The organism is Reichenbachiella sp. (assembly GCF_039969095.1).
In the GTDB taxonomy this organism is placed as follows: domain Bacteria; phylum Bacteroidota; class Bacteroidia; order Cytophagales; family Cyclobacteriaceae; genus Reichenbachiella.
In genome coordinates, this window is record NZ_JBDVOL010000008.1 from 389,921 (window position 1) to 402,524 (window position 12,604).

7 protein-coding genes are annotated in these 12,604 nt (G+C 36.8%); 5 read left to right on the top strand and 2 right to left on the bottom strand.

Features of this window, described 5'->3' with window-relative positions:
* The 4 genes from ABJH98_RS02995 (at position 1) to ABJH98_RS03010 (ending at position 8,548) form a co-directional block, all read left to right on the top strand.
* On the top strand, positions 1 to 1,221 hold the full coding sequence (locus tag ABJH98_RS02995) for a glycosyltransferase (RefSeq protein WP_348306140.1): 1,221 nt from the start codon (positions 1 to 3) through the stop codon (positions 1,219 to 1,221).
* 269 nt (positions 1,222 to 1,490) lie between these two features.
* Positions 1,491 to 7,268 (top strand): PKD domain-containing protein, encoded by a 5,778-nt coding sequence (locus ABJH98_RS03000; RefSeq protein WP_348306141.1) that lies wholly within the window; start codon positions 1,491 to 1,493, stop codon positions 7,266 to 7,268.
* Between the two features lie 281 nt (positions 7,269 to 7,549).
* A complete protein-coding gene (locus ABJH98_RS03005) occupies positions 7,550 to 8,032 on the top strand; it encodes an Lrp/AsnC family transcriptional regulator (RefSeq protein ID WP_348306142.1) in 483 nt (160 codons plus the stop codon).
* 6 nt (positions 8,033 to 8,038) lie between these two features.
* Positions 8,039 to 8,548 (top strand): phosphoribosyltransferase family protein, encoded by a 510-nt coding sequence (locus ABJH98_RS03010; RefSeq protein WP_348306143.1) that lies wholly within the window; start codon positions 8,039 to 8,041, stop codon positions 8,546 to 8,548.
* A 5-nt stretch (positions 8,549 to 8,553) separates the two neighbouring features.
* Here the strand turns inward: ABJH98_RS03010 and ABJH98_RS03015 are convergent, their stop codons facing one another.
* Complete coding sequence (locus ABJH98_RS03015) at positions 8,554 to 11,364, bottom strand: insulinase family protein (protein WP_348306144.1); 2,811 nt, start codon at positions 11,362 to 11,364, stop codon at positions 8,554 to 8,556.
* 95 nt (positions 11,365 to 11,459) lie between these two features.
* A complete protein-coding gene (locus ABJH98_RS03020; protein ID WP_348306145.1) occupies positions 11,460 to 12,071 on the bottom strand; it encodes a DUF6134 family protein in 612 nt (203 codons plus the stop codon).
* A gap of 116 nt (positions 12,072 to 12,187) precedes the next feature.
* Between ABJH98_RS03020 and ABJH98_RS03025 the strand changes: the two genes are divergently transcribed.
* Entirely contained in the window at positions 12,188 to 12,598 is a 411-nt protein-coding gene (locus ABJH98_RS03025) for a (4Fe-4S)-binding protein (protein WP_348306146.1), read from the top strand.
* The last annotated feature ends 6 nt before the right edge of the window (positions 12,599 to 12,604 follow it).

Here is a 12,604-nt window from a genome sequence, read left to right on the forward strand (position 1 = left end):
GTGCAGGTAAAGAAAAAACACATTCTAGTATTCATTTATAATAGCTTTAATGACCCTTTGTTTCAAGGTTTACTCTTTAGATACATTAAAGAAATAGCTGAAAATAATACCTTCCATTTTCACATCATCACATTTGAACAGGAAGCGTATCACATACCTCTGAGTGAGAAAAAAAATATTAAGCATGAATTAGCTAATATCAACATCAATTGGTACCCGCTGGACTTTCATACGGGTCGGTTATTATTGTTTAAAAAGGCTTACGACCTTATTCAGGCATTTATCAGAATATTGATTATCCAAATAAAGTTCAGGCCAAAGCAAATTTTAGCCTTTGCCAATATAGCTGGTTCATTCTCTTATATTTTATCTAAAATATTTAGATGGAAGGTCATTGTGTTTTCGTATGAGCCTCATAGTCAATTTTTAGAAGAGTTGGGTTTTTGGAGTAAATCGTCTTTAAAATACAAACTTCTTCATTCTATAGAAAAAAGGTTGGGCACTCATGGTGATCATATCATTACAGGTACAAAACACATGATTGAGCAGCTCAAAGCTTGGGGAGCTAAGTCCAAACTTTATCGATTACCTACTAGTGTAGATCAAAATGTTTTTGTCTTTTCTCAAGAAGCACGGGACAAAGTTCGAAAAAGACTAAACATCAACGGACGCAAAGTGGTCATCTACACTGGTAAATTTGGAGACTTGTATTACAAAGAAGAGATTTTTGAGTTGTGCCAAGCACTCTACACGTACGATTCGACTTACTTTTTTGTATTTTTGACAGGTCATAATCCTGCTGAACTGAAGCAACTATTTGACCAAGTCCATGTCCCAGAATCTGCATACTTTATAGGTCGTGTACCATTTGAAGAAGTTAATCAATTTTTATCGGCAGCAGATATTGGATTGGTAACTGTAGCTAATTTTCCTTCAAAAAAATATTGTTCACCAACTAAAGTTGGAGAATATCTTTGCTGCGGACTACCTTATATCGTAACAGTCGGTACTTCAGAAGATGACGAGTATGCTGAGAAATATAATGTAGGCGTGGTTGTAGAAAGTTTTCATAAACCTGATATAGTTGCTCGGATAGAAAGGATAGAGCAACTAATTAATGAAAATAAAAATACACTTCGTAAAAGATGCAGACAAGTGGGCATTGAATACAGAGGTATAGAAAATGCAATCAAAACAATTGTTCCAATATTAAATGAATAGCCATAATTCTTAGTTAAGTCAAATTGAAAAGGAAAATCACTTCACATTATGAATAAGATTGAATTTCAGCACATTAAAGCACTTTTTGGCATATTCATTGAAGGAAAAAGACCGTTCATCGAATAATTTTAATTTTCACTCATTTCTGGTTTTATCTTTGTGTATTGAAATTAATCAGCTAGCAGCGTTCAGAATCTTTAATTAAGAATGATACATAGCGATTTTTTGAGAATTAGGAACTACAATATTTATAAATCGCTTAAATAGAATTGGTAACCAAATTACTACCATATTATACGATCATTTTTCTACTCTTAAGTAGTAAAACGTTCTTATTTGCACAATGCCCAACTTCTGATTTTTCAGTAACAAGCACCGCGTGTCTTAATGAATCACTGAGTTTCACCAATTCTTCTACTAATGCTACTTCTTATTTTTGGGACTTTTGTATAGGAGATTTTAATGAAGATCCTACCACTACCTCTATAAGTCAAGATGATATGTCTGGTGCAACAGGGTTTGATCTAATTCAAGATGGAAACAATTGGCATGGATATGCAGTTGACAAAACCAATGAATTAATTTTCCGATTTGATTATGGTACAGACCCGAATAACGATCCATCTATAGAAGAACTCACCATTTCTGAAGGAACATTCACACATACGCCAGAAGATATTTCAATGATCAATTTTGATGGCGAATGGTATGGCGTCGTATCTTATACTTCCGCAGGAGGAGATCTGATTAGACTAGATTTTGGTAGTGACCCTACTACCAATGAACCCACAGTAGTCAATTTAGGTAGTTTTGGAATAACCAATGAAATTAGAAAGACTAAGTTATTTGAAGAAGACGGCAGCCTATTGCTCATGCTCTCAAATCATGATGCCAAAGAGATTTGGGTAGTGGATTACGGAAATTCATTTGACAATGTCATAGATGAAGAAAATGATATCTACAAATCAACCACTGCCACGTCAATGAACAATATCAACGGCTTCGATATTCAATTGGTGAATGGCAATTATATTGTACATGCTAATGCCAGAAATGGATCTACAAACATGGTAAGGTACAACTATGGCAACAGCTTACTCAATTCACCAACAATAGATGCGTATTATTCACTAACCAGCAGTGGTAGTAGGTTTCACATAGAATTAGTTAAAGACGGTGAGGATTATTATGGTGTGGTTAGCAGAAACAATGGGGCTATTTATGTGTACAATTTTGGTGATTTAACCACAGCCATCACTCCCACTGCAATTACCTATAGCTCCACTCTATCAACTATACAAGGTTTAAGATTAATCAGAGATAATAGCTCATATTTAGTTTTAGGTGCCCAAGGAGCTGATCATATTAAAACAGTTTTTGATTTTGATTGTGGGGCATCCATAATGTATAGCACTGAAGAAGTACCACAAGTGTCTTATGAAACTGACGGAAGTTTCGAAATTAATTTGATAGCTTCTAAAGATGGTTGTGAAGATGATAACGCAATAGAATCAGTCACTATTTCTACGAACACGGCTCCAAACATTAGCTTTACTGTAGACACCAATCGATGTATTGACAATACAAATTCATTTACCTCTGAAGATGATGGAGACATAGCCAGCTATTCATGGGATTTTAATGGAGATGATACTGAAAACAGCACTTTACCCAACCCAACATATGACTTCTCGATTGATGGAACAGGAACCTATACCGTTACCCTTGATGTAATAAGTAATGACGGATGTTCCAATAATTCTTCAATGGAAATTTCAATTTACAATGCACCATCTACCCCCGATTTCGAAACTGCTGTAGGTGCGCTTTGCAGCAATGCTGATGTTGCATTTAATAATTTAACTGATGAAACTGGACTTGAAGCTGTCATCACCTATTCGTGGGACTTCGATGGAGAGTCAACTTCCGCAGAAAAAGACCCTACTTATTCATTTAGTACATCTGGCACAAAAGATATCGGACTTATTGCAATGATCCCAGGGTGTACAACTGCCGTTCATACCGAACAAGCAGTAATTGAAGAAGGACCGGTATCAGATTTTACTTATACAAATAATTGCTTTGGTGAAGCGATAGAATTTACGGATTTATCTACAGGAGACATTACTGAGCACAGCTGGGATTTTGATGACCTTTCAGCACCAAGCACAGATACTGATCCAACACATACTTATGCGAGTACTGGAGATTATGACGTCACACTGACTGTAACAAACACTAGTGGCTGTGCTACACCATCGACTCAGTCTATAACGGTCTCAGACGATCCCAAAGCTAGCTTTGCTTATGATGAAGCAATTGAAAATGTTCCCATTCAGTTTTCGGCTGAAGACTTGACACTAAGTGATGATGCTATAAATTCATGGGATTGGGACTTTGATGGTTTAGGGTCTTCAACTGAACAAAATCCTATTTTCACCTTTGATACACCAGCTTCTTATGACATATCATTATCAGTCAGCACAACACAAGGGTGTGATGAAACGATTGAACTGGCAATAGAAGTTCTAGAAGCCACAGCTCCTACTTCTAATTTTGAAGTGAACAGTGAAGCCTGCCTAAATGAAGAATTATTTTTAAAAAACTATACGGTTAACGCCACTTCCTATTTTTGGGATTTCTGCACAGGCGATTTTAATCAAGACCCTATTATCACATCGACTGAACAAGAGACTATGACGGGTGCTTCTGGATATGAGGTCATTCAATCCGAAGATAATTGGTATGGATATGCTGTCGACAAACTAAATAAAACTGTTTTTCGATTTGATTATGGAACAGATCCATATAGTGACCCAGCTATAATAGAACTCATCATTCCAGACGGTACTTTCACAGAATCTCCAGAGGATATCTCAATGATATTCTTTGAAAATGAATGGTATGGGGTAATATCTTATGATTCACCAGGAGGAGATCTAATCAGACTTGACTTCGGAAGTGACCCAACTAATAACGAACCCTCAATAGTCAACTTAGGCAATTTTGGGATATCTAATGAAGTAAGGAAAGTAAAACTTTTCGAAGAAGATGGTAACCTCTTGCTCATGCTTTCCAATCATGATGCAAAAGAAATTTGGGTTGTGGATTACGGAAATTCATTTGACAATGTCATAGATGAAGAAAATGACATCTATAAATCAACCACTGCCACTTCGATGAACAATATCAACGGCTTCGATATTCAGTTAATAGAAGGTAACTATATAGTACATGCCGTTGCGAGAAATGGCACCACAAATATGGTTAGGTACAACTATGGCAGCAGCTTACTAAACACACCTACGATCGAAGCCTATTACGATCTGGCAAGTAGTGGTAGTCAATTTCACATAGAATTAATTCTGGATGGAGGTGTTTATTACGGTGCGGTCAGTAGAAACAATGCAGCTATTTTGGTTTACAATTTTGGTGATCTAACGACTGCCAATACCCCAATCGAAATCTCATATAGCACCACTCTTTCGGCCATGCAAGGATTCGATATAATTAAAGATAATAGCACATACCTTGTACTTGGCGCACACGGTTCCAGTTCTGTAAAAACCGTTTTTGACTTTGACTGTGGGGCTTCAACTATTTACAGTACTGAAACAAATCCGAATATCCAGTATACATCCGCAGGTACTTTCGGGATAGAACTTATTGCATCCAATGATGATTCCGTGACAGACCAAATAACAAATTCTGTAACTGTAAGTTCAGAAACAGCTCCAGAAATATCTTTTACCTCAGAAAACAATGAGTGTATAACTGAATCCAATGAGTTTATTACCATGGACGATGGAGGATTAACTTATGCATGGGATTTTGATAATGACGGAATTACTGATAGTACTGACCCAAGCCCAGAGCACACTTTAGGTTCAGTAGGGGATCACCAAGTTTCTTTAACTGTCCATGACGGCATTTGCTCCAATTTTGTTCAAGAAACCATATCTATATACCCTGTCCCGGATACACCTACATTTTTCACTTCGGGATCTCCATATTGTACTGGAGCGGATATAAGTTTTACAAATCTCTTTGATGAATCCGTTTATAATGGAGCAACACTAACTTATGTTTGGAACTACAATGATGAAGGGTCAAGTACAGATAGAAATGGAATATTCAATTTTGATACGGATGGTTCTAAAACTGTGACGCTTTCAGCCATAATTCCTGGATGCACCACATCCAGTGACGACACAGAATTGAATTTAATTGTAGGGCCTGTAGTAGATTTCACTTATGAAAACAAATGCTTAGGAGAAGATACCGAGTTTATAAATAACTCTACTGGCGACAATATTACCAGCCAATATTGGAACTTTGGAGATTTAGGTAGTTCAACAGATAATTCTCCTACTCATACCTACAGTAGCACTGGCGGTTACAATGTTACACTCACAGTAAGCAATTCCAGCGGATGCAATAATGTACTTACTCAACTTTTGACTATTGATGACAAACCTGTAGCTGATTTTAATATGGGTGTTGGATGTGAAGGTCAGGAAATTGGATTCGAAGACCAATCGACAGTAAACGATGCTAACATTGAATCTTATTCTTGGAATTTTAATGAAGAAGGAAATTCAACAGAAAAAGACCCATTTTATACTTTTGAATCTCAGGGCACATATGAAGTGACATTAGCAATAGAAAGTACTTATGGATGTGTAGACGAGATAACACAAAACGTTAGTGTTCAAGTCGCTCCAACAGTTGATTTTGACATTGACTTAGGGTGTCTGGATGCTACTACCCAATTTCTAGATCAAAGTGAGTCAGAAAGCGAAAACCCAATCAATACTTGGTATTGGGATATAAATGGAGACATCAAACCCAATACTCAAAATCCATCTCAGGTGTTTAGCGTGCCTGGAGTCTATTCGGCTACTTTGACTGTAACTCCAAATAATTTATGTGTAAGCTCAATTTCAAAAGAATTCACGATTCATGAATTACCCATTGCAGATTTTACTACTGACAAAAATTGTGATAATGAAAATACTATATTCAATGATGCTTCAACCTCAGCTACTACTTCAATAGTTGATTACCACTGGCAGTTTGATGAAGAAGGAACAGGCAGCAATAATCCCGAAACACATAATTTTGAACAGGCTGGTAATTATAACATCTCACTTACTATTACAGATGAGGTGGGTTGCGAAAGCAACGCACAACAAACCATCACGATCCATTCATCGCCTATTGCTGCATTTGATGTAAACAGAGATATTGGCCCGGCCCCACTTGACATTGAGTTTTTCAATCAGTCTATTGAATCTGAAAGTTATCTATGGAGTTTTGATGATGCTGATAATTCTACGAGCACAGCAACTAATCCTCAATTCATATATCAAGATTTGGGAGAATATGAAGCTAAGCTTATTTCAAGAAATGAATTTGGATGCAGTGACACGACCATGCTCCCAATTACCGTGGCCGAACCAATTAAAGACTTAGAATTGGTACAAATAACCAAAGAAGAATCAGAGGGGAAAACAAATATTTTTCTAACTGTTAGAAATAATGGAAATGTTGCCATTAGGAATTTTGACATAAGAATTGATTTGGATAACAATTCTTCAGTTTATGAAACATATGCTGGTACATTATTCAAAAATGAATCTGTTACTTTTCCATTGAATTTTACCTTTTCCGCTGAAAACAACAATATTGGCTATAGTTGTGTCACCCTCACTGACTCAGAGGAAGAATATGAAGATATCAATTTGATCAACAATGAAGGCTGTATCGATTTTAATCAGAAAGTTGTTGTAGAAAACTCTTATCCTAATCCCGTAAGTAGCAATGACGCACAGATTAGACTCAATATGATTTTGCCTTCAAAAGCTCCAGTCCAGATATTTCTAATGGATGCAACAGGAGCCATATTGTATCAAGACATCTACTCAGACACCGTATCTGGACTAAATAGCTTTTTTATTGACATCTATTCTTATAGAAAGGGAATGTATTTTATTAAAGTCATTTACGACCAAACCGAGTCTACCCAGCGATTTGTGAAAATTTAATATTCTCATCGGGCGAATTCAGTAAGATTTTCTTGACCCCTTCACGACATTGCAAACAAAAAATCCAAATAAACATCTTAAATGTCCTGAATCCGTCATTTATGCATTAAGGGTAAGATTTTGATAGGGTGGCTTCTATATATCCTTGTTTTCACAGAGTCAATCAAACACCCGTAAACTCAAATTAAAAACATTCTATTGAAATAATAATATTTCATTATTGATATAGAATAATTACTAATCTTACTAATTTTGAACCGAAGAATATTTTGCAAATGCTAATGATCGGCAACACGAAAATCGACAAAACAGACAGGAAAATCTTAAAGATTTTACAGGCTAATGGTAAAATTACCAATGCTAAGCTATCCGAGGAGATCGGATTGTCTCCAGCTCCTACATTGGAAAGGGTGAAAAAACTCGAAAACTCAGGTATTATCAAGAGTTATCATGCAGAATTAGATTCTGCTATGCTAGGTTTAGGTGTTAATACGTTTGTTCAAGTCTCTCTCAAGGGACACAACAAACCAAACATTGACACCTTTCTCAGTAGAATATCTGATATAGAAGAAATCATTGAATGCCACCATATTACTGGATCTGGTGATTTTATTCTGAGAATTGTAGCCAAGGACATCGCCTCTTACCAACAGCTCATGCTGGAAAAAGTAAGTGATATTGATATCGTTGATAGCTTGCAGTCTATGGTGATACTTTCTACCTTTAAAAATAGCAAGGAAGTACCTGTGCCAGCGGATAATTAAGTCTGTATGACCAAAGAAAAAAACCTGATTTTGAATGCCATTCAAATAGATCAAAGGATCGTGCGAATGGCATACGAAATTTACGAAAACAATCTCGACGAAAAACATCTCATCATGGCCGGTGTCTCTGACAACGGCTTTGTATTTGCCTCAATGATGAGCAAGGAACTTGAAAAAATATCCCCACTTAAGACTTCAGTAGTTAGGGTGGATATCAATAAAGAGGCACCATTCATGGAGGACGTTCATATTGATAATTTGGAAGAGAAGCAATTGACTAAAAAATCAATTGTACTTTTCGACGATGTTCTGAATTCAGGGAAAACAGCTGCTTTTGCTCTTAAAGCATTTTTGAACACCAACATCAAGAAAATTGAAGTTTGTGTAATGGTAAACAGAAGCCACAAAGCTTTTCCTATCTACCCCAAATACAAAGGGTATGAATTGGCCACCACCATCAACGAACATGTAGAAGTAGTAATCAAAGGAAAAAATAAAGGGGTTTACCTATTCTAAATATTCTACTCTTCTTCTGGATATAATACAATTTGGATGTACTCTTCAGGATTGAGGTATTTTTTAGCTACTTGCTGAATATCCTCTGCCGTAAAATCTTCAATTCTTTCATTCAGCCAGGTAATATCCTTATAATCATAGTCATTGACATGATAAACCTTTAAAACATTCATCCAGTATCCATTGGTTTTCCAGTGGAGTTCCTGTTCTCTACGCTGAGTTTCCTTTATTTTGTTGAGATTCTCTTCAGAAACTCCTTCGTTCTGAATCTCTCGAATAGCCTCAATGGCAGACGTCACCAAATCGTCAACATTATCAGGTCCACAAGGAAAGCTAATAGTAAACTCAAAATTTTCATACGGTGATTGACTACCAAAGCCTGAAGCACCAACTCCATAGACACCACCTTTTTCTTCTCGCAGAATTTCCACTAATCTGATATCCAGAATTTCACTCAAGCAGCGCAGATGATAAGATTCAGTTCTGTTATATTCCATCTCTCCCGTAAAGATCATATTAACCGTACTTTTTGGTTCTGAGCCTCTAAAAATTTTCTCATTTACCATACCATCTGGAGGTCTGATGCCTCGATCTACCCAAGTTTCTTCTTTAGTACTTGGAATTGACCCTAAATATTTTTCAATCAAGGGTATTAACTCCTGCTCATCTATGTTGCCCACAAACCAAAAAGTGAAATCACCTGGACTTGCAAATCTTGCCTTGAAAAACTCCAGCGCCTGAGCATGATCAATCTTTTCTAAGTCTTCCATAGTTGGAATTCCTCCCCCTCTCAGATCTCCTTGAGATAGAATTTTAGCCATTTGATCTTGGTAGTAGTAGTTAGGATCTGACATTACATTGGTCAAAAAAGCCATATTGCGTTGCATCAAAGATTGAAAAGCAGTTTCGTCTTTCCTTATTTCTGTAAAGTACAAATAGGTCAATTGTAATAAGGTTTCTATATCCTTTGGTGCAGTACTCCCACGAAAGCCTTCTTCCTCATCATTTAGATAAGGTTGTAGGCCTACAGACTTGCCTGCCAATACTTTCTGTAAATCAGTATAAGAATAGTCACCTACACCACTTAATGCAACAATATTAGCGGCAAAAGTTGCAGACCAATAGTCTTCGTCTTCAGCTAGCGAAATCCCCCCCTTTCTATGAGCCAAAAACTGAATTTCATCATTTTTATAATCCGTCGACTTAATAAAAACTCGAGCTCCATTTGAAAGCTCCAAAGATGTGACATCCAAGGGATCAATTACTGAACTATTAGTCACCCGTCCTGATTTTGGATCTTTTTTAATCAATTGATCACTTATGATCGTTTCCAAGAGTGGCTCAGGGGTGGTTTCATCAGAAGCCTTTACCCAAGCCAATAAATCGTCTGTTGATGGCAAATTCACATTATCATTGTCTGGAGCTGTGAGATATACTACTCTGTTTTCCTCCGATATTTGATCTCCAATAATGGCATTCACTTCGTCCAAAGTGATTCCATCAAGGTGTTTTTTGACAAATTCATATTCATATTCGATTCCCGGAACAGGCGTCATTTCAAGAAAATGATCAACCAATTCATTAACGAGAGCCTCCGATTCTGTTTTGTCTTTTTCTTTATACATACTTTCAAAGGCTTCCATGAGGTTAAGTTTTTCTGTCTTTAGCTCAGAGGCATTAAAACCATGTAATTCCACTCGTTTTATTTCATTCATCAAAGTGCGAATACCCCCTTCAATATCATCTGGCTTGGGAACTGCAAAACAAGAAAATGCACTTTTACTTCTGGCAATAAATGAACCGATAGACGTTGAAGCATATAGATATGGTGGATTTGCTTCTTGTAGCAAATCTCTAAGTCGTTGGTTCACCATTGACGTAAACAAACTTTGGATAATTGCATTTCTAAAATCCTCACCCGTCACCATTATTTCAGGTTCTGACTTGTACATGATCTTGAAAATGGTGTTTGTGGCTTCTTTATCTGATGTTACAGCTACTAAAGGCTCTGAGTTGTCCGGCACCTTGAAATCTTCTCGTGTCCTCTCATTCTCTGGATTTTTAAATGAAGAAAACTGTTTTTTGATTTTAGCTTCCATTGCATCTACATCAATGTCTCCCACTGCAATTACCGCCATCAAATTTGGTCTATACCAATCGTAATAAAATCTCTTAATAGTCTCTGGGGCAAAGGTTTCTAAAGTTTCTTTAGTACCTATTGGTAGTCTTTCAGCATATTTTGACCCTTTGAATATGACTGGTAAGTAATCCTGAACCATCCGCATTTGCGCTCCTTGCCCAAGTCGCCACTCCTCTATCACTACACCTCTTTCTTTCTCGATTTCCTCAGATTCAAATAGTAAATTTCCACCCCAGTCTTTCAGTATAGTGAGTCCCTTATCAATAATCTCTTCATCATCCGAAGGAATTGGTAGGATATAAACTGTTTCATCAAAAGAGGTATATGCATTCAAATGAGCACCAAATTTCACCCCTACTGACTGCAGGTAATCCACCAATTCGTTTTTTGCAAAATGCTCAGATCCATTGAATGCCATGTGCTCGGTAAAATGTGCTAGGCCCCGTTGATCATCGTCTTCTAATACAGATCCAGCATTTACCACAAGCCTCAGCTCCACGCGATCCTCTGGTTTAATATTTTTCTTTATGAAATACTTGAGCCCATTACTCAGTGTCCCTGTTCTAATGGAAGAATCAAAAGGAATTTTATCTTCTAGAGTAGGTTCTTGCGCTTTTACTTGCCAAGAACTTATAAATACTAGAACGATTAAAAATAAATTTTGAGGAGAATTCATAAAGTAGAATTTGATATTAAAATAAAAGTAGGTCAGTTTCAGAATAGTTGGTAGCAATTTTTGACTGTAGGCTACAACGTGCTTCCAACTGCAAATTATTGTTTCAATTGGAAATAAAAAGAAGCATAGGTTCGATTTAATTTCACATAAGTGCAAACCCCGTCTTCATAAGTATGAGTATTTTTTCCATCCTCAGAATACAAGGTAAACATATGCTCTTCATCCTTTTTTATAATCAGATACTCAGCAAACTGCTGCGAAAAAGTTTCTTCTTTATTGCCAGGTTCTGAAAAATAAAGTTCGGGAACTGAATACGAAATTGACGGCTCTGAAAATCTAAGTTCCTCAAAACCATTCACTTCTACCACATATTCTTTCCCTTCCATCCAAACTTTAGACTTTGTTCTGGAATTGCCATTCAGGGTACTTTCGGCCGATCCACTTACCAAGACGCCATTTACATACAACTCTTCCAACGTATAATGCACCTTAAAAGTCAGTAACATTTTAATGGTCGTTTCGCTCTCAATAAAATAAAAAACAGAATCACCTTTCACCTTTTTTTCAGCAATCATAGATCCTACATTCTTATCCCCTTTTATCACATCGTACTCCAACCTCTGAGCCAATGACTTATTTGCAATGATCAGACTCAAGCATAAAACAACAAAAAGTGGGCGATAACAAGGAGAAGAAAGTCCCTTCATATGAGAAAATAATGCGTTTGGTTTAATGAAATAATCGCGATGGAAGATAGCCCAGTTTTAGTAAAAGCGGAATCTTAAATTCATTAAATTTATATAGAAACCAAAATTCGAAAATCATGGCAATTAAACACTACTCAAACGACAAAGTCACCGTAAAATGGCAATCAGAACTTTGCATACATTCAGAAAAATGTTTCCATGGATTACCTAAAGTCTTTAATCCAAAAGAACGGCCATGGATCAACATAGACGGAGCAAATTCTGAAGAAATCATTGCTCAAGTTGGCAAATGCCCTTCTGGCGCTTTGTCTATAGCCAATGAGGATCAAAAAACTACCGTTAGTCAGGAAACCATCGTGGAAACAATGCCAAACGGACCCCTGATGGTGTATGGCAACATGAAAATCAAACACGCAGGAGAAGAAACTGTGAAAGACAGTAAGGCGACGGCTTTTTGTAGATGTGGTGCATCTGAAAATAAACCCTACTGTGATGGTTCTCACAAAAAAAATGATTTCGTAGGCTGATATTTA